Raw genomic sequence first — 22,574 nt, 5'->3', positions numbered from 1 at the left:
CGCCGGCCCGGGCCCGTGTGAACCTCAAGGCGCGGCGGAAGGGTCGCCCCAGGCGATAAACCCAGGCACCAGAAATCCCTCGCGCGCTTCACCGAACCGTAGCGGCGCACCCGATTCGTCCGTGACCTTGCCGCCGGCGGCGGTGACCAAAGCGTGGCCTGCCGCAACGTCCCATTCGCAGGTCGGGGCGAGGCGCGGGTAGATATCGGCACAGCCTTCCGCGATCCGGCAGAACTTGACGGCGGAACCGAGCGGCTTGCGCACCGCGCCGGGACGGCGGGAGATGAAGGCGTCCGACCGGCTGTCGGCGTGGGAGCGGCTGACGGCGGCGATCCATTGAGAGTTTGGTCCGGGAAACGGCCGTGTCCTGATCGGCTCGGCGACGCCGGCGCGCGAGTCGGAGACGTCCGTGAGGCGTTCGGCGCCGCGCCCGACAAGGCCGCGCCAGATCGACCCGAGCGCCGGCGCGCCGATGATGCCGAGCAGCGGCATGCCGTCCGTCACGATCGCGAGGTTCACGGTGTATTCGTTGCGGCCGGCGATGAACTCCTTGGTGCCGTCCAGCGGATCGATCACGAACAGGCTTCCGGAATAAGGCGGTGTCGCGAGATGCACCCGTTCCTCGGAGAGCACCGGAATATCGGGACAGAGCCGCGCGAGCCCTTCGGCGATCACGTTGTCAGCGGCGAGATCCGCGTCCGTGACGGGAGAGCCGTCGATCTTGCCGCCTGTCATCATGCGGTCGCGATTGACCGAGAGCACGGCGACGCCGGCTTTCGCGACCAGGTCGGTGAGCAACCCCATCAGCGTCGCGGCGGATTGAGCGTCGATCACCGGCATGTGCGAGGCTTCCTTGCGTGCCGCCGCAGGACGGCGGCCGCCTCAAGGTGGCAGCCCAGGCTCAGGCCGTGTATCAAACCCCGAAGGTCGTTTGATTCGCCGTGTCCGCGCGCAGCGGAGTTGCCGAAACAGATCCCAGGAACAGGTTTTATGTCTGGCACATCGTCTCCCGGTCCCGCTCCCGACGCGCTCGAACTCGCGGCGTTGCTCTGTTCACGCGTCTGTCACGATCTCATTAGCCCCGTGGGCGCAATCGTCAACGGACTTGAGGTGCTGGATGACGATCCAAAGCCGGACGATCGCGAATTCGCCCTTGATCTGATTCGCAAGAGCGCCAGAACCGCGTCGGCGCGGCTGCAGTTTTGCCGTCTCGCTTTTGGGGCGGCGGGCTCGCCCAGCGCGCAGATCGATCTGGGCGATGCGCAGAACATCGCGAAGGGTCATTTCGAGGACGGCAAGATCACGCTGGCCTGGAATCTGCCGCGCCTGCTGCTGCCGAAGAACAGGGTGAAACTTCTGCTCAACCTGCTGGTGATTGCGCAGCAGACGATTCCGCGCGGAGGGGTGCTGACGGTCGACCCGCTCGGTGAGGGTGAGACCATGGGCTTTCAGATCACCGCCGCCGGGCTGAATGCCCGCGTGTCGCAGCCCGTCGCCGAGCTTCTGGCGTCCGGTTCGACTGGCGCGGTCGATGCCCACGCCGTTCAACCCTATTACACCCGTCTTTTGGCCGAGGCCTGCGGCATCAGCGTCTCCCTGGTCGCCGATGGTGACAAGGTCGTGGCAACCGCCCGTCAGGGTCTCGACTGACCGGCCAGGTTAACAAATGGTTTCTTGAGCGTTTCGCGTCTGATGGGACCAGAAGCGAAGCTTGAGATTGTTATTCGGCGCGTCGCCTTCACGCGGACCAGGCATGGCGTCCGCGAAACACGCGCTTGGCGCGTTCTTTTTGATCTGCTCAACCAATATTAACGCTTTGCCTTGAAACTGGCCCGGCTGTGAAAGGCGCGATCGCGGCGTCTCGGCGTTTCGAAGGCCAGAAGGCTATGGATGATCTCCTCTGCGAATTCCTGACCGAGACCAACGAGAGTCTGGATACGGTCGACAATCAGCTCGTCCGGTTCGAGCAGGACCCGAACAATGCGAAGATATTGGATAACATCTTCCGGCTGGTCCATACCATCAAGGGCACGTGCGGTTTTCTGGGCCTGCCGAGGCTAGAGGCGCTCGCTCATGCGGCGGAGACGCTGATGGGCAAGTTTCGCGACGGCATGGCGGTGACCGGCGAGGCCGTGACGCTTATCCTGTCCACCATCGATCGCATCAAGGATATCCTGGGCCAGCTCGAAGCGAGCGGGACGGAGCCGGAGGGAGCCGACGCCGATCTGATCGACGCGCTGCATCGCATGGCCGAGCGTGATCCATCCGGGCCGGCTTCCGACATCCCCGAAGCGACGCCGGAATGTGAGATAGCGGGGACGCTCACCTACCAGATTCTCGAACGGCCCCTGCGCCCCGGCGAGGTGTCGCTTGATGATCTCGAGCGCGCGTTCCGCGAGACGGAGGTGGAGTCGATCGCGCCCGCTTCGCAGTCCGCACCCGCAGCGCCGGCTGCTTCGAAGCTGGTGGCAACGGCTGCTCCGAAGAAAGGGGAGGATATGCCGGAAGGCGACCGGGTCGCCAACCAGTCGATTCGCGTCAACGTCGATACGCTTGAGCACCTGATGACGATGGTGTCCGAACTCGTGCTGACCCGCAATCAGTTGCTTGAGATCAGCCGCCGCCACGAGGACACCGAATTCAAGGTGCCGCTGCAACGGTTGTCCAACGTCACCGCCGAACTGCAGGAAGGGGTGATGAAGACGCGGATGCAGCCGATCGGCAACGCCTGGCAGAAACTTCCGCGAATCGTGCGCGACCTTTCGAGCGAACTCGGCAAGCAGATCGAACTCGAGATGCATGGCGCCGATACCGAGCTCGACCGTCAGGTTCTCGATCTCGTCAAGGATCCGCTGACCCACATGGTGCGGAATTCCGCCGATCATGGCCTGGAAACACCGGCGGAGCGCATCAGGGCGGGAAAACCGGAGCAGGGCACGATCCGTCTTTCGGCGTATCATGAAGGCGGCCACATCATCATCTGCATCGCGGACAACGGCCGTGGGCTCGATACCGAACGCATCAAGGCCAAGGCGATCCAGAACGGTCTGGCGACCGAAGCCGAAATCGAGAAGATGACCGATGCGCAGATTCACAAGTTCATTTTCGCTCCGGGATTCTCGACCGCCGCGGCCGTGACCAGCGTCTCCGGACGCGGCGTCGGCATGGACGTGGTGCGGACCAATATCGATCAGATCGGCGGCACCATCGACATCAAGTCGGTGACCGGCGAGGGTTCGAGCGTCATCATCAAGATTCCGCTGACGCTGGCGATCGTGTCGGCGCTGATCGTCGAGGCTGCGGGCGATCGCTTTGCGATACCGCAGCTCTCGGTCGTCGAGCTGGTGCGCGCGCGCGCCAATTCGGAGCACCGTATCGAGCGGATCAGGGACACGCCGGTGCTGCGGCTGCGCAACAAGCTTTTGCCGTTGATGCACTTGAAGAGGCTTCTGAAGATCGATGATGGCGCGGACAGCGATCCCGAGAACGGCTTCATCGTGGTGACGCAGGTCGGCAACCAGACCTTCGGCATCGTCGTGGACGGCGTGTTTCATACCGAGGAAATCGTGGTCAAGCCGATGTCGACCATGCTGCGGCATATCGGCATGTTCTCGGGCAACACGATCCTGGGCGACGGCGCCGTGATCATGATCATCGATCCGAACGGGATCGCCCACGCGCTGGGCGCATCGGTCGTGACCCAGCAGGAGATCGCCGATGAGAATGCCGCGCGCGCCGGCGGCGCCGAGCAGACGTCGCTTCTGGTGTTCCGCGCCGGATCGGATCAGCCCAAGGCCGTGCCGCTCGCGCTCGTCACGCGACTTGAGGAGATCGCGGTCGCCAAGATCGAGATCTCCGACGGCCGCCATATGGTGCAGTATCGCGAGCAGCTCATGCCGTTGGTACGGATGGATGGCGTTTCGATCGGAACGGACGGGACGCAGCCGGTCCTGGTGTTCGCTGATGACGGCCGGGCGGCGGGACTCGTGGTCGATGAGATCATCGACATCGTCGAGGAGCGTCTGAACATCGAGGTGGCGAGCAGCAGGTCAGGTATCCTCGGCTCCGCCATCATCAAGGGCCGGGCGACGGATGTGATCGACATCGGTCATTTCCTGCCGATGGCTTTCTCCGACTGGTTCAGGCGCAAGGAGATGCGCGCGGCCGCCACCGCGCGATCGGTTCTGCTGGTGGATGACAGCGCCTTCTTCCGCAACATGCTCGCGCCGGTCCTCAAGGCCGCGGGCTATCAGGTCCGGCTTGCGACCAACGCACAAGAGGGTCTCGTCGCGCTGCGCTCGGGTCAGGAGTTCGACGCGATCCTCACGGATATCGAAATGCCGGACATGAACGGATTCGAGTTCGCGGAGACCGTGCGCTCCGATGATCGCTTGAGCGGCACTCCGATCATCGCGCTGTCGTCGATGATTTCTCCGGCCGCGATCGAGCGGGGCCGTCAGGCTGGCTTCCACGACTACGTCGCCAAATTCGACCGGCCTGGCCTGATTGCCGCGTTGAAGGAGCAGACCGCCGAAATTGGCCGGGCGGCATGAGGGACCGGAACATGACCACCGTCAATCAAGCCAATGAAAGCGCGCTTACCGAATACGTCACCGCGACGATCGGCGGGCAGTTGTTCGGACTGCCGATCTCACGGGTGCAGGACGTGTTCAAGCCGGAACGTCTGACCCGTGTGCCGCTGGCCTCGAACGATATCGCGGGGGTTCTGAATCTGCGCGGCCGCATCGTCACCGCGATCGATATGCGCGCCCGGCTCAAGCTTCCCAAGGGGGAAGCCGATCGCCGGCCCATGGCCGTCGGCGTCGAACTGCGCGGCGAGTCCTACGGACTTCTGATCGACTCGATCGGCGAGGTCATGAAACTCCCGGATGAAGGCCGTGAGGTCAATCCGGCCAATCTCGACCGGCGGACAGCGGAACTGTCGGCAGGCGTGTACCGGCTGGACGGGCAGTTGATGGTTGTTCTCGATGTCGATCGCGTTCTGGAAATTGCACCGGACAAGCTTGCAGCTTGACCACGGCGGCGCTGGCGCGCCGGCTGAGGAAAAAGCGCTGAGAGGGCACGGAGACCAAAATGAAAACCTGTCTGGTCGTCGATGATTCGAGTGTCATTCGCAAGGTTGCGCGACGCATCCTGGAAGGCTTCAATTTTCGCATCGTCGAGGCGGAAAATGGAGAGAAGGCCTTGGAGGCTTGCAGGCTTGAACTGCCTGACGCCGTGCTCCTGGACTGGAATATGCCGGTCATGGACGGCTACGAATTTCTTCGCAACCTGCGCCGGATGCCTGGCGGCGATCAGCCGAAGGTGGTGTTCTGCACCACGGAGAACGATGTGGCGCACATCGCCCGCGCGCTCCACGCGGGCGCCAACGAATACATCATGAAGCCGTTCGACAAGGACATCGTGACGGCGAAATTTCAGGAAATCGGCCTGATCTGAATCTCGTCGCGATCCGGCCGGATATTTTTCATCTTGCGCGCAAAAGGCATGAGTACTGCTGTGGCAAGTCCGATGGCTCTGGATTCGGGAAAGCTGGAGCCGCTACGGGTCATGGTGGTCGATGACTCCGCCGTTACCCGCGGGCTGATTTCCAGATGGATCGAGGCCGAGCCCGACATGATGGTCGCAGCCTCGCTTCGCACCGGCCGCGACGCCGTCAACCAGGTCGAGCGCGCTGATCCGGATGTCGTGGTCCTCGATATCGAAATGCCCGAACTCGACGGCATTTCCGCGCTGCCGCAACTGCTGGCCAAAAAGCGCAACCTCATCGTCATCATGGCCTCGACGCTGACCCGCCGCAACGCGGAGATCAGTTTCAAGGCGCTGTCGCTCGGCGCATCCGATTACATTCCGAAGCCCGAGAGCACGCGCGAGGTCGCCGCGGCTGATATCTTCAGGCATGACCTGATGCAGAAGATCCGGCATCTCACCGCGAAACGCCGTCGTCCGGTGACGGTCGCTTCGCCGCCGCGAGATCACGATGATTCTGGATCGAACGCATCCAGAATCATGAACGCGGTCGATTCCAATGTTTCAGAGCGGGATGCGGGCGGAAAACCGCGACGCACTTTTCCTCATCCCGCTCTGGTCCAGCGCGAACAGCAACCGCGTTCTGCTCAAGCCGTTCGCGCGATGATCCGGCCCCAGCCAACGCTGCGTTCCTTCAGCGCGCACCTCCCGCGTGCGCTGCTGATCGGTTCGTCCACGGGCGGGCCGCAGGCGCTGATGGCCCTGGTGGCCGGAATAGGACCGGTGATCGACCGCTGTCCGGTGCTGATCACCCAGCACATGCCTCCGACATTCACCACCATTCTCGCCGAGCATCTGGCGCGGGCCGCGGGGCGTCCCGCGCATGAGGGCGTGGATCAGGAGATCGTGAAGCAGGGCCATATCTATCTCGCACCCGGCGGCCGTCACATGCGGGTGGCGAGAAAAGGAGCAGACGCGGTCATCGTTCTGGATAACGGTCCGGCGGTGAATTTCTGCAAGCCGGCGGTCGATCCTTTGTTCATGTCAGCGATCGACGTCTGGCAGGGCGGTGCTCTGGCCGTGATCCTGACCGGAATGGGGTCGGACGGAATGCGTGGCGGCACGCAGATTGTCGCCGCGGGCGGCAGCGTCATCGCCCAGGACGAAGCAAGCAGCGTGGTGTGGGGAATGCCGGGCGCCGCCGTACAGGCCGGAATTTGCGCTGCCGTTCTACCGCTTCAACAAATCGCTCCGAAGCTGGTTCGACTATTCGCGGGAGACCGTTTGTGACACCGCTTGATTTTGAATACTTGCGCAAGTTGCTGAAGGAACGGTCCGGCCTCGACTTGACCGCCGAGAAGCAATATCTGGTCGAAAGTCGGCTGACTCCGCTTGCACGCAAGGCCGGCCTCTCGGGTATCGGCGACCTCGTGCAGAAAATGAAGACCGGCGCTGCGGCCCTGACGATCGACGTCGTCGAGGCGATGACCACCAACGAAACCTTCTTCTTTCGCGACAAGACGCCGTTCGAGCATCTGCGCGAGACCGTGATCCCGGCGCTGCTCCAGGCCCGCGCGGCTCGTCGGCACTTGCGGATCTGGTGCGCCGCAGGCTCGACAGGGCAGGAGCCCTATTCGATCGCGATGTGCCTGAAGGAATGCGGCCCGCCGCTCACGGGCTGGCGCACCGAGATCATCGCCACTGATCTGTCGAACGAGGTGCTCGAAAAATCGCGGGCCGGTCTCTACAGTCAGTTCGAAGTGCAGCGCGGGCTGCCCATTCAGTTGCTGATCAAGTACTTCAAGCAGGTGGGTGAACTCTGGCAGATCAACCCCGACATCCGCGCGATGGTTCAGCACCGCCAGCTCAACCTGTTGCAGGATTTTTCCCATCTTGGGGTTTTCGACGTGATCTTCTGCCGCAACGTACTGATTTATTTCGATCAGCAAACCAAAGCCGGCGTCTTCACGCGGCTCGCAAGGCAGGTGGAGGTTGATGGTTTTCTTGCGCTCGGCGCTGCCGAAACCGTGGTCGGGCTGACCGACGCGTTCAAACCTCATCCTGACAAGCGCGGGCTTTATCGGCCCAATCGGGTTTCCCCGCCTTCGCGGGCGGCGGGAATGCCGTCACCCAGGGCGGCGGCCGGCGGGTAGAGGATTCGCCCCGTTTCATCGGTGATCTGATCCGCTCTCGCCGCCAGGGTACGTTCGCTTCTGATTGAATCAGAAGTGGGGGCTTTCAGATTTGTTTGACGTGTTTTCGTCACGCGAACAGGTCATCCACTTCGCTCGAAAACGCTATAGACCAAACAAAAACCCCGCCGTTTGCGGCGGGGTCAGTCCGGGAGGAACGGAGGATCGGGTGTCAGGCCGGAATACGGACTTCGTCCTCGTGCGGTTCACGGAGAACGTAGCCGCGCCCCCAGACGGTCTCGATGAAGTTGCGGCCTTCGGAGGCATTGGCAAGTTTTTTGCGCAGCTTGCAGATGAAGACGTCGATGATCTTCAACTCGGGCTCATCCATGCCGCCATAGAGGTGGTTGAGGAACATTTCCTTGGTCAGCGTGGTGCCCTTGCGCAAGCTGAGCAGCTCGAGCATCTGATATTCCTTGCCGGTGAGATGGACGCGCTGGCCGCCCACTTCCACGGTCTTGGTGTCGAGATTGACCACGAGATCCCCGGTCTGGATCACCGACTGGGCATGGCCCTTGGAGCGCCGCACGATCGCATGGATGCGGGCCACCAGTTCATCCTTGTGAAATGGCTTCGTCATGTAGTCGTCGGCGCCGACGCCGAGACCCTTGACCTTGTCCTCGATGCCGGCGAGGCCGGAAAGGATCAGAATGGGTGTCTTGATCTTGGAGACGCGAAGCTGCTTGAGCACGTCGTAACCCGACATGTCGGGCAGGTTGAGATCGAGAAGGATAATGTCGTAGTCGTAGAGTTTGCCGAGATCGACGCCTTCTTCGCCGAGGTCCGTCGTATAGACGTTGAAACTCTCGGACTTGAGCATCAGCTCGATCGACTGCGCGACGGCGCTGTCATCCTCAATCAGCAAAACGCGCATGCCAGTCCCCTAATCGTCGCCGCGCTGGGCGTCAGGCCGGCCGCAATACTTGCGGCACTGGAAACGCCTTTAAGCAACTGATTCGAACCCTGACCGCCTATGGTTAACAAAAACTGTTTCTGTTCCGCAAGTCTCTTCGGTGCAATTTTCATCGAATCGCCCTAAGGTGTTGCATTAAAGCAGCTTTTCTTATCCCGTTACGCTCAGGATCCACATTAAAAGTCAGGCCTAACTGACTTTCGCGACTCGCCTTCCTCCTGAAGACACACGCTCTCAGTCACCAAAGACAGTGACGCAATGATTAACGATGCGGGTAAACACGAGGTTAAAGGAGTTCGGCTAATGTGCGGAAACCTAAGGATTTCACGATGAAGGGCCTGGCCGAGCGGATTGGTGAAATCGAGCGCGTCAATATTTATGGCCGCGTGGTCGGCGTACGCGGACTGATGGTCGAGATAGCGGGTCCTATCCATGCGATGTCGGTGGGAGCGCGCATCGTCATCGAGACCGGGGTCGGCCGGACCATCCCGGCGGAGGTGGTCGGTTTCAACGGCGACAATGCTGTCGTCATGCCGTTCGCCAGCCTGGATGGAGTACGACGCGGCTGCCGCGCCCTGGTCGCCAGTGCCTCCGACAAGATAAGGCCGGCCGCCGCATGGCTCGGGCGGGTTCTCAACGCCCTGGGAGAGCCGATCGACGGCAAGGGACCGCTCCCGCAGGGCTCAACGCCGGTGCCGTACCGCAATTCGCCACCGTCGGCGCATTCGCGCCAACGGGTCGGCCAGCCGCTCGATCTCAAGGTTCGCGCCCTGAACACATTCCTGACCTGCTGCCGCGGCCAGCGGCTCGGTATTTTCGCGGGCTCAGGCGTCGGCAAATCGGTGCTGCTGTCGATGTTGGCGCGAAATGCCGATGCCGACATTTCGGTGATCGGGCTGATCGGCGAACGCGGACGCGAAGTGCAGGAGTTCCTGCAGGACGATCTCGGCGCGGAGGGGCTCGCACGATCGGTTGTCGTGGTCGCGACCTCCGATGAACCCGCACTGATGCGGCGGCAGGCGGCCTATCTGACCCTGGCGATTGCGGAATTCTTTCGCGACGAGGGCAGGGACGTGATGTGCATGATGGACTCGGTGACGCGCTTTGCCATGGCGCAGCGCGAAATCGGACTGTCGACCGGCGAGCCGCCGACCACGAAGGGTTATACGCCAACCGTCTTCACCGAGTTGCCGAGGCTTTTGGAGCGCGCCGGGCCCGGAGCCGACAAGGGAACAATAACCGGCATCTTCACGGTGCTGGTCGACGGTGACGATCACAACGAGCCGGTGGCCGACGCCGTGCGCGGCATTCTCGACGGGCACATCGTGATGGAGCGCGCCATTGCCGAGCGGGGCCGCTATCCCGCGATCAACGTTTTGAAATCAGTGTCGCGCACGATGCCGAAATCGGCCGATCCGGCTTTCCTGCCGGACATTACCCGCGCGAGGCAGATGATGGCCACGTACTCCGATATGGAGGAGTTGGTCCGGCTCGGCGCCTATCGCGCCGGCTCCAACGCGGAGGTCGACGAGGCCATCAGGTTGAATCCGGTCATCGAGGATTTCCTGCGTCAGGCGAAGGACGAAGTCACCAGCATCGGGGATGGTTATCGAAGATTGCAGCAAATCGTCAACACTTTAGCAACGGAAAGCTAACTTTGTCGGGCCATCATCCGCCCGTCATAAGAGTGGTGCGGCGGGATCAGAAGGGATGTCGCCGTTGTCCCGCGTAGATTGGGACTTCTGGGGAGTACGAGTCGATGAAGTCGCGTGAAACGCTGATCCGCCTGAAGAAATTCCAGGTCGAGGAGAAGCGTCGGAGGGTGGCTCAGATCGAAAGCATGATTGCTGACTTCCAGCGCATGTCGGTCGATCTGGAGCGTGAAATCGAAATCGAGCAGGAACGTGCCGGGATCGATGATCCCACGCATTTCGCTTATCCGACCTATGCCAAGGCAGCGATCCAGCGCCGGGAAAATCTCACCCGCTCAGCAGATGAACTGCGCGTTCAGCTCGAGGAGGCCAAGATGTCGCTGGCGGAAGCGTTTGAGGATCTCAAGAAGGTCGAATTGCTCGATGAGCGCGACCAGGCGCGCGAACGTGCGGAAGAGAATGCTCGCGAGCAGGCCGATCTCGACAGTATCGGTTTGATGCGCTCGCGCATGGGGGCCGCCTCCATCGCGTGAACCCTCCAGTCTTCATTCGCTCGAATCTGAGAACCGAGGGGTGGTTCCCCGATGAGAGAAGCTCCCCTTACGCGCCCGCGAACCAGATAGTGTGCTTATCGCAAAAAAAGAAAACGCCCGTGGGGGGCGGGCGTTTTCCATCGTAGTCCACTTGGGGTTAGTGGGTCCTCTACGTACTCACGTGGCGACTTCGGGGGGCAAATCTAAAGAAGCCTCGTGAATTCTTCAAACTCCTTCAACGAACGACCATCGCATTCGAACTCGTCACCGCCATCGGCTTGCCTGCCTTGATGATGCGTGCCGTCTGCGTATAGCCGTCATCAGCGTTCATGCGCGCTGAAATGGCGAAACCTGCCACTGCGATACCTGCAACAAGAGCTACAACCACGATTTTCAGGTGGGTCGTCCGATCCGCGCTGTAAATCGAATGATTCATGGAAGCCTCCTGCCCATCCACTTCCTTGTTGAAGATTAGTCTCCGCTTCTCGCGCACAGGTTCATCGTCTCGCGCCCCTACAACGTAGGAACTGGCGTCGATGTTCCGAAGAAGCGATCACAAGGTGGTGAAAAGGTGTGAACAGCCGCGATCAGCGAACTACGCCGCCAAGCAGGAATCTTAATATTTGATAGTTATATCAATTACTTAATTAAGTAAGGAGGCTGGTCGCGTCCCCGTACCTACAGGCGAGGTTAGACACAAACCATTTGTCTGATGCAGAAATGCCGCATAACGGCCGGTGTGATTCGAGCGGGACGATCAGATGCTGCCGACCGTCTTGAGCCGGGCGCGGGGATGGATTTCGGCCTGCGATAGAACCGGGGTCTGGGCGCGGAAACGCTCGACCAGCGAGCGGACGAATGGCCGGATCGCGGCCGAGGTCACCAGCACCGGAGCCTCGCCTTCGCGAGCGGCCTGTTCGAAGCGATCGCGCACCGCCGCCATGAATTCCGATAGCTTTGACGGCTGCATCGCAAGGCTGCGTTCCTCCCCCTGACCGATGATGGATTCGGCGAAAGCCTGCTCCCATTTGGCTGATAGCGCGACCAGTGGCAGGTAGCCGTTGACCGATGTGTTCTGGGCGCAGATCTGACGTGCAAGGCGGCTGCGCACGTGCTCGACCAGTGTGGCCGGATTGCGCGAGAAGGCGAGGGCTTCCGCGATGCCTTCCAGAATCGTGGACAGATCGCGGACGGAAATGCGTTCGGCGAGGAGAAGCTGCAGCACGCGCTGGATCCCGGAGATCGAGATCTGGCCCGGCACGATGTCCTTGATCAGTTCGCCCTGTTCCTTCGGCAGGTCCTTCAGAAGCTTTTGCACTTCGCCATAGGAGAGCAGGTCCGACATGTTGACCTTGAGCAGTTCGGTGAGGTGGGTCGAAACCACGGTCGCGGAATCGACCACGGTATAACCCTTCAGCGAGGCTTCTTCCTTGAGCGAGGCGTCGACCCACGTCGCCGGCAATCCGAAGGTCGGTTCCGTGGTGTGAATGCCGGGGACTCCGACCTGACCGCCGGCCGGATCCATCACCATGTACTGGTTCGGCCAGATGCGCCCCGAGCCGGCGTCGACCTCCTTGATCTTGATGATGTAGGTGTTGGCCTCCAGTTGCACGTTGTCGAGGATCCGTACCGACGGCATCACGAATCCCATCTCGATCGCGAGCGACCGGCGGAGCGCCTTGATCTGCTCGGTGAGGCGATCCTGCCCGTCCGGCCCATTGACCAGCGGCAGCAGCGCGTAGCCGAGTTCGATCTTCAGATCGTCGATTCTGAGCGCCGCCGATATCGGCTCCTCCACATTCGTGGCTGCTGTGCCCGCGGTTTCGGACGCCGCGGCGGCCACGGCTTCGGCGGCCGCCGCGCTTTGGCGTTTTCGCGAACTCCAGGCGAGCGCGGCCGCGCCGCCGCCGAGCGCGACGAACGGCAGCATCGGAATGCCGGGCAGCAGTCCCAGCACCAGCATCACCCCGGCCGACATGCCGAGCGCCTGCGGATAGCCGGAAAGCTGTTTCATGAGGGCCTTGTCGGCGGCGCCCGTGACGGCGGCCTTCGAAACCAGAAGGCCGGCCGCGGTCGAGACGATCAAAGCGGGAATCTGCGTCACCAGCCCGTCGCCGACGGTGAGAATGGTGTAGCTGTGCGCCGCATCGGCAAAGCTCAGGTCCTGTTGCGCGATGCCGATGATCATGCCGCCGATGATGTTGATGAAGACAACGAGCAGGCCGGCGACGGCGTCTCCGCGCACGAACTTCGACGCGCCGTCCATGGCGCCGAAGAAGCCGCTTTCGTCCTCGAGCGCCTTGCGCCGTTCCTTGGCGGTTTTCTCGTCGATCAGGCCGGCGGAGAGGTCGGCATCGATCGCCATCTGCTTGCCGGGCATGGAGTCGAGCTGAAAGCGCGCCGCCACTTCCGCGATGCGTCCGGAGCCCTTGGTGATGACCACGAAATTCACGATCACCAGGATCCCGAAGACGATGATGCCGATCACGAAATTGCCGCCCATCACGAAGTTCCCGAAGGCTTCGATGACATGGCCGGCGGCGGCCGGGCCTTCATGCCCGTCCGACAGGATCAGCCTTGTGGAGGCGAGGTTCAGCGACAGTCTCAGCATGGTCGCGATCAGCAGCACGGTAGGGAAGGAAGAGAATTCCAGCGGCGACTGGATGAACAGCGCGGTCATCAGGATCAGGATCGACAGCGTGATCGAGATCGCCAGAAGGAGATCGAGAATCATCGCCGGAAGCGGCATGATGAGGACGACGAGGATCGTCAGGATACCGAAGGCGAGCGCGAGATCACCGCGCTTCAGCATGACCCCGATTTGGCTGAAGGTTGGGAAACCCGAGGCTGGTGCGGTTGCGCCTTGATCCGCGGTGATGCCCTTCATCCTCGTCGTCTCCCTCGCGCGGGACCGCTCGCACGCGCTAGAGCATGATCCCGAAAAGTGGAAACCGGTTTTCGGACAGGATCATGCTCGATCAAAAAGTTAAGGCTGGGGTCTGATTCAACGCAGTGGAACCAGACCCCGGCAGTTGTTTTGACGCGTTTTCTTCACGCGAACCCATGTTCATCCGCGGGTCACGCCCGAGGAGATGCTTTGCTCGACAACGTTAGAGGCGTCTGCGCGGCCGTCGCGGCGCCCCACCTTGAAAGTGGGACGCGCTGGCGTCCGCGAGGGGCCATTCCGTGCATCTGGCGACGCGCGGCTTCCTGGGCAAAATTTGCCCGGTGTATGGTTAGCAAAGGGTTAATATTCCGGCGGGGTGCGGCGTTTGCATCCTGATCGAGGCTTGAAGAGGATACGCGCCACCATCGGGCCGTTTCCGTCTGTCGGCCGCAAACTCCGGCCCTCAACAGTTCCGACCGCCGATTGCCGCGCGGCACATGACATTGTAAGGGATGCCTTGCGCCGACGGCGGTTGCGCACGCGACGTCCGGCCGGGGCCTGTAGCTCAATGGTTAGAGCCGGCCGCTCATAACGGTCTGGTTGGGGGTTCGAGTCCCTCCGGGCCCACCAACTTACCCCTCCGTCTTTCTCGATTCCGACTCTATTATAATGTTCTCGAGCGAAGTGGATCACGGTTCGCGTACCTTGGCGTCCCGCACCGACTGCCGGTATGTTTTCTCGGCCTTGATACCGGCCTTCTCCTTGTCACTCAGCATGATGAACTGCCTGCCTGGAACGATTGCTCAGGCTCTTCAGAGTTCACGGCTTTCGGCGAGCCGATGGCGCGCCTGGCGGCAGGGCGAGCGCGAGAACGATGCTTCCAAGAAACATCAGCAAGGCGTAACGCCCCGGCAACTACAGGGGATACAGGGCTTCTATCGCCAGCGCCGTTCTGCCTTCGAGGAGGCCACCGAGCGCCCGCGTATCGCCATGCGTTTCCATTTCGTTTGAATAGCGTTGGCCGAGCCGTTTGCCGTTGGTTACAACTTCGGCGCGACTCCGCTGGAGCGTTTGGCCAGTTCATCGATGTAGGCCGACATAAAGGCGTAGTCCGCACCCACGTTCTGTTTGGCGCGTTCGTTGTCGCTCAGAATGAAGGTCAGTTCGCGGGCATGATCCGACGATTTGCCGGGGCTGACGCGCACGGTCATGAGCACGTCACACGTGCCGGTCCGGTTGGCGAGAGGCAGGTTCTGGCTGCTGTCGATCACGTGATAGTTGTAGCAATCCGTCCACAACGTCCCCTGCGGCGGCACATAGGCCGCCCCGTCGTTGAACTGGAATCTGTATTCCGTCCCGTTGTAGACCTGCGGTTGTCCCCCGAATTTCTCCGCAAGCCGTGCGATGATCTCCGAGACGCGCGGCTCGTCGGCGGAGTCATAGGCCAGCCGTCGCTCGACCCCCAGCACCTGATGGCCGGAGGACGGCGCGCTGAGGCGGACGAGAATTTCCTCGCGGATTTTCACAGCGCCAGATCCGGGCAATTGGCGCGCCAGCCGCAGATCCCCGATATACGTCGCCTCGACCCGCGCCGAGGTGCCGGGTGAATGCATTGTGATGACCGTGGTTTCCTCGGTCAGCGGCGGGCGCATGTCCGACCCGCTGCGCTCCGCCGCGAACCGCTCGGATTCCGTCATCGGCTTTGCCGCCGCCGGAGGCGCTTCCGATAGCAGCGCCTGCAACTTGGCCTTGGCGTCCGAGTAGCCGCCGCCAACCGCAATACCGAGGACATCGGCCTTCATTCCGGCGGGCAGATTCAGGCCCACGGGCAGGTTCTGCGTTTCCCGCCAGATGACCTGTTCCTGAGCGATGGAAAGGCCGGGGGCGCACAGGCACCCCGCGACCAGCGCGGCGATTGAAGCGTGTCGCATGACTTTCTCCGAATGGCGAAGGAGGATGATGGGTGGGTACTATGTCCGTGTGCGTCCTGGCCGGGCCTTTGCCTGCGGCTGAACAAGGAACAGCGCCCCCGGCAATAGCACAAGAAGCCGCCGAGGTTGAGAATCGAGACCGCACCGACGCCACGCGCGGCGGGTTCATGATCAGTTTCGACGACGCCCAGCGCCATCAGCAGCGCCTTGCGGGTGATGATCCGGACATCCCGGCATGCCTGGGTGATGTTGGCTTCCGTCTGCTGATTGCCGGCAGGCTGGAGTACGCAGGCCCTGCCGCGTAGCCACCGTTTTTTAACTGAATTGTTCCATCCTCTCGCCATCGCGTCAGAGCCGAGTTCCGGTAAGCCACAGAAGGTGCCTCCCGATGGTTCACTTGCCCCGCTTTCATCGATCTCGGCGCGATCTCAATCCCAGGTAAGCTTTTGAGGGTTCGGTACCGATTTCCGCTGACGCGATTTCTTGCGAATCGCGTCATGACGGCACATCGGTCGTGACGCTTGCTTTCACCATAACAGATTGGCGAGTTTTCCCGTGCGCAAGAACTTTCCGGTTACCGACGAAGAGTATCCCGTTTCCGATGACACGCTGATCGTTTCCCGGACCGATCTCAAGGGGCGTCTCACCTATGTCAATGAGGACTTCATTGACGCCGCGGAATTCACCACCGAGGAACTGATAGGCAAGGCGCATAACATCGTTCGTCACCCGGACATGCCGCCGGAGGCGTTCGAGAATCTCTGGGACACCTTGAAGGCCGAGAAACCATGGGTCGGCGCCATCAAGAACCGGCGCAAGAACGGCGGCTTTTACTGGGTGCTGGCAACGGCCTCGCCGATCCGCACGGACGGGCAGGTCACCGGCTATACCTCGATCCGCACCAGGCTTGCCGCCGACCAGCGCACCCTCGCGGAAGACGTGTATGCGGCCATTCGCGAAAAGCGTCCCCATCCGTATCGGATCGACGCCGGCATTATCAGGAAGCGATCGGTCTTTGATCGTTTCGGACTGTTTACCCGCACCATGCGGGCGCGAATGACAACGCTGATCACAGTGCAGGCTGCTTTTCTGCTGGCTTGCGGCTTGCTGGGCGCAGCCGTCATCGGCGGCATATGGGGCCTCGCCCTCATCCTTCTCGCCGCCACCGGAATCGCTGTCGGGGGAATGGTGGGACGCCAGACCCTGCGTGCGTTCGAGGGGCCGATGCGTCACCTGAACGAAACGATGCTGAACCTCGTCCACGACAAATTCGACAATCGGATCGAAATCAGGCGCGACGACGAGATCGGCGAAGCCCTCCGCAACCTCCAGACCGTGCAGACGCTTATCCGGTTCAGCCGGGAGGAGGTCAACTCCACGCAACGCCGGGCCGACGCTCAGCGCAAGATCGACATGACCAAGATCGCCAATTCCTTCGAGGCGGCCATCGGCGAGATCGTTCAGGCTGTCGCGACATCGGCGACCGAACTGGAGGCTTCGGCGACGACGCTGGCCTCGAACGCCGACCATGCAAAGGATTTTGCCGCGCGCGTCGCCAACGGTTCGACCGAGGCCTCCTCGAATGTCAATTCGGTGGCCTCGGCCACGGAGGAGATGACTGCCTCGGTCCATGAAATAAGCCAGCGAGTGCAGGAATCGGCGCGCATGGCGGGCGAGGCCGTCGATCAGGTGCATTCGGCGACCGAGCGCGTCAGCGCGTTATCGAGCGCTGCGGCTCGCATCGGCGACATCGTCGAGATGATCAACAATATCGCGGGACAGACCAACCTTCTCGCCCTGAACGCCACCATCGAGGCGGCGCGCGCCGGGGAAGCCGGTCGCGGATTTTCGGTCGTCGCCTCGGAAGTCAAGGCGCTCGCCGAGCAAACCGGCAAGGCCACCGGCGAAATCGGTCAACAGATCAGCGGGATCCAGTCCGCCACCCACGAATCCGTCGCCGCGATCAATGAGATCCGGAACTCCATCGAAAAGCTTTCCGGAATCTCTTCTACGATCGCGTCAGCCATCGAAGAACAGGGGGCGACGACGCAGGAAGTCGCCCGCAACGTGCAGCATGCCGCCCAGGGTGCGCAGGAAGTGTCCTCGAATGTCGGTAATCTCCAGCGCGGGGCGGTGGATACCGGAAATGCCTCGTCCCTGGTGCTGTCTGCCGCTCAAACGCTGTCGCGCGACAGCGCCAGGCTCAAGGCGGAGGTCGACAATTTCCTGAACTCCGTCCGGGTTGCATGAAGCATTGATAGAGGACGATGTGAGAAGGGCGCAGGCGACAGCGCGCGTCGAAGCATGTCCTCAAGCTTGACCCGGAATGATGCCGACTCGCGCGAAGAAAGCGCGTCAAAGCAGCAAATCTCAAGCGTCGTCGGATTGAGGCGGCTGGCGGAGTCGATCCTGATGGGCATCCCCGCCCCGTGGATCACCGGTGTGGTGGCCGGAGCGTGACTGCCTCTCATAATGAGCTGCGAGGACGACGAGGACGATAAGAACGATCGGATCCCCGATCGTTTTTATCCTTGCGCGTATTCAGCCGCTGGTCGGAGCATATCCCTAAATGGGGATCTGCCGTAGAATGTTACCCGCACCGGCATGCCTTCGCTGCTGGCGGCGCAGTCGGCGGCCCTGTGGTAACGACGGGGGATGCGGCCGTGTTACAGGTTGTCCAGACGCGAAATATTGACCTGATAAGAAACTGAGACAATGGCGGAGGATATCGCGCGTGCTTCGAAGAAGTGATATGCGTGATCGCGGCTCGCGTGATATTTGTCATTTATGACCGGCGCGACAACCGGATCGACTGACTTCGTCACTTTACGCTGCACCGCAGCTAACATGAGAGATAAAACTCGCGCGAACTTGAGTGATGATTGATAGCGCAACGCGCGGCTTTCATACTATATTATTGTCGTGAACTTGTTCTTAAGTTGAGATTTTCATTTGATTCTGGTCATTGTTTAGGCGCTTCGTTCTCTGTCATCGAAGCCATATTCAGGTAGGAAGATGAAGAAGCATTCGCGGGAGGAAATTCTTTCGAAGCTTGCCCGGGCGGATGAACTCGCTCGCGCCGGCAGTTCCCAGGTCGACGTCTGCAAGACGCTTGGTGTGAGCGTCATGACGCTTCATCGGTGGAGGAAATTGCCTCTGCCAAGGCAGGAAGCGGATATTCCTCAGGACAATGCGGGAGAAGCGGCGGTATCCATCAAGCCTCCGGCGACGGATCAGATGCGTCACGTTCTGGAGGAACTCAAGCTCGAGAACCAGCGGCTTCGTAAGATTGTCACGGACCTCCTGCTTGAGAAAATGAGGCTCGAGGAAGCTGCTGTTTCCGCATCCCCTCCCCAGTCGGAAACGCAAGGTGTGATCCAGGCTCTGCTCGGTCCCGCCAATTCGAGATAGCCGCTCTCATGATTGCCCGGAGAGGCAGAGATCCCGGAGAGAGACAAGAAATGGTCTCGCGGCGGGTGCAGACTTTGGCCTATTCCTCCAGTTCGATCCGTTCGATCGCGTCCGCGAGTTCCTGGATTTCCTGATCGGCGGTATCTCCGGGCATGAAGCTTGCTACCGACTGACCACTGGTGAAACAACGTACGAATGCGGCGCGACTGGCGATCGGCGGGCCAACCGCTTCGCCAAATGTGCTCAGCTCATCAAGCAATTGTCTTCCTTCAAGCGTGCGGCGGTCGAGTCTGTTCGGCACCAGGATCACCTTGATTCGATCCCGGCGGCGCTCGCGTGCGGCGTCAATGATCGCAAGCGTCTGAAGCGTCGCGTCGAGGTCGAGGCCGGACGGGGTGCAGGGTACCAGGATCAGGTTAGCCACGGCGATCGAGGCTCCCATTTCCCTTGCGTTGGGGGCGGTGTCGATAATGACAATTCCGGCTTCAATACTGCGCACTTCCTGGGCCCAGGCAGGGACCGACGTCTGCTCCAGAGCCATTTCATAGACGGGGAATTCGAGATTGCCAGGCTCCGCCCACTGCGAGGCGGAACGCTGGGGATCGCTGTCGACAAGCGCAACCTCGTGTCCGCGGCGCGCGAGCGCGGCGGCGACACAGATAGCGATCGTGGTTTTGCCGACACCGCCTTTGCGCTGAGTAACGGTGATGATTCTCCGTCTCAGACGGGGAGAACTCATGCGGGCGCCACGATAACACATCCTCACATTTTCTGGTAAAAGCATCCGCGAACGTTACCATCGATTGGCCGGTCGTCACAATTGGATGTGAGGTAAGGTTTTCAGCGGTCTTCCTTACGTTTTTTGCATGTCTGCCCCACGATTTCGGCGGGAATGGGGTGAAATCGGCCCGAAATCCCAGCGGCGAAGCACGCATGGCGGCCAGGGATGCGACCCCCCTAAATGTTAAATGAAGGGAGCGTAACTTGACGCTTGACTTCGGTGCTGCGGTGCCACTAACATGTACTTAACAATCTAGGGCTTGCATAACATTTATATGTTATATGCGAGGCTCGGATTTGGCACAAAGTCTAGCACCTTCGAATTGCAGCATGCGGTGTCGATTGGCGTCGACCGTCATCTCTGCTTTCGCATGACTCTTGAAGAATTCAGTCTCTTAAAGAATCCAGCTAGAGGGCGCCATGGCCGTTTCCTACCTGACGAAGACCGAGCTAGGCGAGTTTTTCCATAGTAACGGAAACATCGAGGCGGGCGTGCGATCGGCGTTGATCGATTCGCTCGAGCAAAGCGGTGTGTTCAACGATGACGACAATAGTGCGAGGGGATGGCTCCAGTCCGGGCCGTTTCCAGGCGGAGAGGTTCCGCCTGTCGTCCAGATTCTGGGGGTATCCAACTCGACGAATGTCGAGACGAACCCCAACCTGAAAGCGATCGTGCTGGATGATCACAGCGCCAGGCTTGACGTGACCGGAGGGGATAACGACGTCTTTGTCGCCGCAGGCAAAGGGCATGATACGATCAACCTGCATGATAGCGGCAACGATACGGTCTACGGCGGCAGCGGCAACGATGTGATCCGGGCGAGCGAAGGCGATAACCTGCTGTTCGGCGGGGCCGGCAATGACAGCATTTACGGCGGTACCGGCAACGATACGCTGGACGGAGGTGCTGGTAATGACCTCCTGGTGTCCGGTGGTGCGCGGGCCGCGGGCAGTGGCGGCGACGCGCGCATTGCCAGTGCGGACGACAGCGCCTTCGGCGCCGCTGGCCGTGGGCATGATCATGGCGGCGGTCGTGGAGATGACCGTGGTTGGGGCCGCGGAGATGATCACGGTGGCGGTCGTGGAGATGACCGTGGATGGGGCCGCGGAGATGATCATGGCGGCGGTCGTGGAGATGGCCGTGGATGGGGTCGCGGAGATGATCACGGTGGCGGTCGCGGCGGTGACCGTGGATGGGATCATGGTGGCGGAGGTAGCGGCGACCATGGCGGTGGCGGCGATACGGGAGGATACAACACGCTTATAGGCGGCGCTGGGAACGACACGCTGGTAGGCGTGCAGGGCGATGTGCTGCAGGGCGGTGCTGGCAATGATCAGTTTACGCTGCTGTCCGGTGATGGGAGTGCCAACTCCACGCTGTACGGCGGCGGCGGCGATGACACCTTCCGGATCGAGGCGCGCAGTGGCAGCGATACGATCTTCGGCGGCAGCGGTAACGACACGGCTGAATTCGCTGGCCGGTCGTTCTTCGATGTCGCCAAGATCGATGTCGATGCGAGCACCTCGACCTACACACTGCACTTCAGCGATCAACAGACCGTCGCGGTTAATGGCGTTGAGGAACTGCATTTCAGCGACCAGATCGTCACCCTGCCGAAGCTCTCGTAGTCCGAGCCAGGAGGACAGGATTGTTAAAGCCCCGCCTCGGCGGGGCTTTTGCTTGTGTGATACTTCTTCGTTTCTGTGATGCAATGACAGGCCTCTATAGTGTTTTCGAGCGAAGCATGTCCTCGGACCTGAGCCGGGTATGGAATCCGGTTCGCGTGAAGAAGACGCGTCAAAACATGAAGACCCCAAGGCCGTTCGTGCCTTTGTGAGGCCACATCGATACGGTCATGGTTGGCGGTCGCCGGAGCGGTATGGTTCGATCTTGTTCTCCGATAGCTCCGGCGGGAACCAGGAGCCGATATTGAACCCAGCTATCAAGCGCTTGCTCAATGCGGGCTCCGGCCCCGGATCCGCCAGACGAATCGCTCGGCTGGTTCAGGAGCGAGGACTGGAGGAATTGCGCTTTGATATCGACCCGAAGGTCAAACCTCACGTCGTAGGTTCCATCCTCGAACTGGAAACGTCGTTCGCGCCGCAATCGTTTGATGTGATATGGTCATCGCACGTTCTTGAGCATCTCTATGCCCACGAGATTTTCCCCACCCTGCGCCAGTTCCATCGGGTCCTGAAACCGGACGGCTTCGCCCTGATCATGAGCCCTGATGTTACGGCGGTGGCTCGCTTTATCGTCGAGCAAGGCATTGCGGCCGTCGCCTATCACTCGCCGGCCGGTCCGATCCGGCCGCTCGACATGCTCTATGGTCATTCCCGGGCGATCGAGGAAGGGCATGTTCATATGGCTCACCGCACCGGGTTTACCGCCGAGAGGCTCGGCAATCTGTTATTGACGGCCGGCTTTCCCGCCGTGTCGGTGGCGATGCAGAATTTCGAGGTCTGCGCGCTGGCTTTGATGCCCGAGGCTGATGATGCAGCCATCAAGAAAACCTTGTTGGTAAGCGGGTTCAACTTCCAGGAACTGGCGGGTTAGAACCCCTCCGCTTCTGATGAACCAAAAACGGGGTTCTCAGATCTGATCTGACGCGCTTCATTCGCGCGCACCGGTATGCCCATCCCGCGGTCGAGCCTTGAGAGCATGCTTTCGCTCGAAAACGCCATGCCTCGACCGATGCGTGCGGGACACAATGTTAAGCCCAGGCTTCCTGCTGCTTGATCCGGGCTCCGTAGCGCGATGAATGCGGTCGATTACCGCCCGAAC

The 22,574-nt window shown here is 61.1% G+C and carries 22 protein-coding genes and 1 tRNA gene; 16 read left to right on the top strand and 7 right to left on the bottom strand.

Translation table 11 applies throughout. The annotated features are described in order from the left end of the window. Positions 1-24: 24 nt before the first annotated feature. Positions 25-840 carry a 3'(2'),5'-bisphosphate nucleotidase CysQ family protein gene (locus tag NWI01_RS05170; protein WP_141382860.1) on the bottom strand — a complete coding sequence of 272 codons (816 nt, stop codon included), beginning with the start codon at positions 838-840 and terminating at the stop codon, positions 25-27. Between the two features lie 150 nt (positions 841-990). On the opposite strand from NWI01_RS05170, the gene chpT reads away from it, so the two are divergent. The 6 genes from chpT (at position 991) to NWI01_RS05140 (ending at position 7,643) form a co-directional block, all read left to right on the top strand. Next, entirely contained in the window at positions 991-1,650 is a 660-nt protein-coding gene (gene chpT, locus NWI01_RS05165; protein WP_141382859.1) for a histidine phosphotransferase ChpT, read from the top strand. A 236-nt stretch (positions 1,651-1,886) separates the two neighbouring features. Beyond that, on the top strand, positions 1,887-4,553 hold the full coding sequence (locus NWI01_RS05160) for a hybrid sensor histidine kinase/response regulator (RefSeq protein WP_141382858.1): 2,667 nt from the start codon (positions 1,887-1,889) through the stop codon (positions 4,551-4,553). A gap of 11 nt (positions 4,554-4,564) precedes the next feature. Continuing rightward, positions 4,565-5,035 carry a chemotaxis protein CheW gene (locus NWI01_RS05155; RefSeq protein ID WP_141382857.1) on the top strand — a complete coding sequence of 157 codons (471 nt, stop codon included), beginning with the start codon at positions 4,565-4,567 and terminating at the stop codon, positions 5,033-5,035. 59 nt (positions 5,036-5,094) lie between these two features. Then, positions 5,095-5,460 carry a response regulator gene (locus NWI01_RS05150; protein WP_141382856.1) on the top strand — a complete coding sequence of 122 codons (366 nt, stop codon included), beginning with the start codon at positions 5,095-5,097 and terminating at the stop codon, positions 5,458-5,460. 48 nt (positions 5,461-5,508) lie between these two features. Continuing rightward, a complete protein-coding gene (locus NWI01_RS05145; protein WP_141382855.1) occupies positions 5,509-6,780 on the top strand; it encodes a protein-glutamate methylesterase/protein-glutamine glutaminase in 1,272 nt (423 codons plus the stop codon). Beyond that, a complete protein-coding gene (locus NWI01_RS05140) occupies positions 6,777-7,643 on the top strand; it encodes a CheR family methyltransferase (protein WP_141382854.1) in 867 nt (288 codons plus the stop codon). The genes NWI01_RS05145 and NWI01_RS05140 overlap by 4 nt, the downstream gene beginning before the upstream one ends. A gap of 211 nt (positions 7,644-7,854) precedes the next feature. Here NWI01_RS05140 and ctrA read toward each other — a convergent pair whose 3' ends face one another. Next, complete coding sequence (ctrA, locus tag NWI01_RS05135; protein ID WP_011313853.1) at positions 7,855-8,556, bottom strand: response regulator transcription factor CtrA; 702 nt, start codon at positions 8,554-8,556, stop codon at positions 7,855-7,857. 368 nt (positions 8,557-8,924) lie between these two features. Between ctrA and fliI the strand changes: the two genes are divergently transcribed. Both fliI and fliJ read left to right on the top strand, forming a co-directional pair. Beyond that, positions 8,925-10,250, top strand: a complete 1,326-nt coding sequence (fliI, locus tag NWI01_RS05130; protein WP_141382853.1) for a flagellar protein export ATPase FliI — start codon at positions 8,925-8,927, stop codon at positions 10,248-10,250. A 104-nt stretch (positions 10,251-10,354) separates the two neighbouring features. Continuing rightward, positions 10,355-10,780: a flagellar export protein FliJ gene (gene fliJ, locus NWI01_RS05125; protein WP_011313855.1), complete on the top strand. Its 426-nt coding sequence runs from the start codon at positions 10,355-10,357 to the stop codon at positions 10,778-10,780. A 235-nt stretch (positions 10,781-11,015) separates the two neighbouring features. On the opposite strand, the gene NWI01_RS05120 is transcribed toward fliJ, so the two are convergent. Both NWI01_RS05120 and flhA read right to left on the bottom strand, forming a co-directional pair. Beyond that, on the bottom strand, positions 11,016-11,216 hold the full coding sequence (locus NWI01_RS05120; protein ID WP_141382852.1) for a hypothetical protein: 201 nt from the start codon (positions 11,214-11,216) through the stop codon (positions 11,016-11,018). A 321-nt stretch (positions 11,217-11,537) separates the two neighbouring features. Beyond that, entirely contained in the window at positions 11,538-13,667 is a 2,130-nt protein-coding gene (gene flhA / locus NWI01_RS05115; protein WP_141382851.1) for a flagellar biosynthesis protein FlhA, read from the bottom strand. Positions 13,668-14,221: 554 nt separating this feature from the next. Here flhA and NWI01_RS05110 point away from each other — a divergent pair. Together NWI01_RS05110 and NWI01_RS05105 are read left to right on the top strand one after the other, a co-directional pair. After that, a tRNA-Ile gene (locus NWI01_RS05110) sits at positions 14,222-14,297 on the top strand. A 39-nt stretch (positions 14,298-14,336) separates the two neighbouring features. Beyond that, positions 14,337-14,678, top strand: a complete 342-nt coding sequence (locus NWI01_RS05105) for a hypothetical protein (RefSeq protein WP_141382850.1) — start codon at positions 14,337-14,339, stop codon at positions 14,676-14,678. A gap of 29 nt (positions 14,679-14,707) precedes the next feature. Here NWI01_RS05105 and NWI01_RS05100 read toward each other — a convergent pair whose 3' ends face one another. Next, entirely contained in the window at positions 14,708-15,598 is an 891-nt protein-coding gene (locus tag NWI01_RS05100) for a hypothetical protein (protein WP_141382849.1), read from the bottom strand. A gap of 32 nt (positions 15,599-15,630) precedes the next feature. Between NWI01_RS05100 and NWI01_RS19290 the strand changes: the two genes are divergently transcribed. From NWI01_RS19290 to NWI01_RS18790, 3 genes are all read left to right on the top strand, one after another. After that, positions 15,631-15,903 (top strand): hypothetical protein, encoded by a 273-nt coding sequence (locus NWI01_RS19290; RefSeq protein ID WP_210242940.1) that lies wholly within the window; start codon positions 15,631-15,633, stop codon positions 15,901-15,903. A 250-nt stretch (positions 15,904-16,153) separates the two neighbouring features. Then, a complete protein-coding gene (locus NWI01_RS05095; protein ID WP_141382848.1) occupies positions 16,154-17,848 on the top strand; it encodes a methyl-accepting chemotaxis protein in 1,695 nt (564 codons plus the stop codon). Positions 17,849-17,902: 54 nt separating this feature from the next. Further along, positions 17,903-18,058 (top strand): hypothetical protein, encoded by a 156-nt coding sequence (locus NWI01_RS18790; RefSeq protein WP_181410371.1) that lies wholly within the window; start codon positions 17,903-17,905, stop codon positions 18,056-18,058. 206 nt (positions 18,059-18,264) lie between these two features. Here NWI01_RS18790 and NWI01_RS18785 read toward each other — a convergent pair whose 3' ends face one another. Beyond that, complete coding sequence (locus tag NWI01_RS18785; protein ID WP_181410370.1) at positions 18,265-18,447, bottom strand: hypothetical protein; 183 nt, start codon at positions 18,445-18,447, stop codon at positions 18,265-18,267. A gap of 166 nt (positions 18,448-18,613) precedes the next feature. Here NWI01_RS18785 and NWI01_RS05090 point away from each other — a divergent pair, with 166 nt between their 5' ends. Beyond that, positions 18,614-19,009, top strand: a complete 396-nt coding sequence (locus NWI01_RS05090) for a transposase (protein WP_141382847.1) — start codon at positions 18,614-18,616, stop codon at positions 19,007-19,009. A gap of 79 nt (positions 19,010-19,088) precedes the next feature. On the opposite strand, the gene NWI01_RS05085 is transcribed toward NWI01_RS05090, so the two are convergent. Next, positions 19,089-19,748, bottom strand: a complete 660-nt coding sequence (locus NWI01_RS05085; protein WP_141382846.1) for a ParA family protein — start codon at positions 19,746-19,748, stop codon at positions 19,089-19,091. Positions 19,749-20,209: 461 nt separating this feature from the next. On the opposite strand from NWI01_RS05085, the gene NWI01_RS05080 reads away from it, so the two are divergent. Beyond that, a complete protein-coding gene (locus tag NWI01_RS05080) occupies positions 20,210-21,418 on the top strand; it encodes a calcium-binding protein (RefSeq protein WP_141382845.1) in 1,209 nt (402 codons plus the stop codon). A 301-nt stretch (positions 21,419-21,719) separates the two neighbouring features. Continuing rightward, positions 21,720-22,346, top strand: a complete 627-nt coding sequence (locus NWI01_RS05075) for a class I SAM-dependent methyltransferase (RefSeq protein ID WP_141382883.1) — start codon at positions 21,720-21,722, stop codon at positions 22,344-22,346. Positions 22,347-22,574 lie beyond the last annotated feature (228 nt).

Origin of the sequence: Nitrobacter winogradskyi (genome assembly GCF_006539545.1) — a bacterium.
Taxonomy (GTDB): Bacteria; Pseudomonadota; Alphaproteobacteria; order Rhizobiales; family Xanthobacteraceae; genus Nitrobacter; species Nitrobacter winogradskyi_A.
This window is presented reverse-complemented; position numbering and strand designations above follow the sequence as displayed.